The sequence below is a fragment of the Halorussus sp. MSC15.2 genome, assembly GCF_010747475.1.
Lineage (GTDB): Archaea > Halobacteriota > Halobacteria > Halobacteriales > Haladaptataceae > Halorussus.
Map to the genome: position 1 here is coordinate 1 of NZ_VSLZ01000020.1, position 723 is coordinate 723.

The following is a 723-nucleotide window of genomic DNA, read 5'->3' on the forward strand; positions in this document are numbered from 1 at the left end:
CCCTATCGTGAAATCGACCGAGCACCTTAGAACTACCAGGGCTAACGAACACACCCTCCCCTCCCGGGGAGGTGGGCCCATAGCTCAGTGGCAGAGCGTCTCCTTTGCAAGGAGGAAGCCCTAGGTTCGACTCCTAGTGGGTCCATGTCGTGGTGCGAATCAAACCGTGTCCCTTAAGTGGGAGACGGCGCAACGATTCAATCCACACTAACCGATGCACTACACCGTGAAAGCGCGTGTAGGAAGGGTTCGACGTACGCTCCTGATACTACCAGGACGTGACGATGACAACCGTATGTACGTGCAATCCAGGCGTCCACTGGATCCGAGTTGAACCGGGTCACAGTGCGATTCCAACAGCGTGGCTACTGTGCCAGCTGGTGGATGGCTCGGCTCGAGCGCCGATGAAGGACGTGCCAAGCTGCGATAAGCCTATGGGAGCCGCACGGAGGCAAAGAACATAGGATTTCCGAATGGGAATCCCCACCGCAATTGCTTCGCGCAATGGGGAACGTCGAGAATTGAAACATCTTAGTATCGACAGGAAGAGAAACCGCAAGAGATGTCGTCAGTAACCGCGAGTGAACGCGACACAGTCCAAACCGAAGCCCACACGGGCAATGTGGTGTTCGGACTGACTCTCAGCACCCGACCGAACAACAGAAGTCTCCTGAAACGGAGCGCGACACAGGGTGAAAGCCCCGTATGCTGTTCCAGTACGGT

The 723-nt window shown here is 56.3% G+C and carries 1 tRNA gene and 1 rRNA gene; both read left to right on the top strand.

Annotation, left to right across the window (positions count from 1 at the left end):
- Nucleotides 1-73: 73 nt before the first annotated feature.
- Nucleotides 74-145: transfer RNA gene (locus FXF75_RS21915), tRNA-Ala, on the top strand.
- Between the two features lie 211 nt (nucleotides 146-356).
- Nucleotides 357-723 (top strand): 23S ribosomal RNA (locus FXF75_RS22315); the annotation flags it as partial.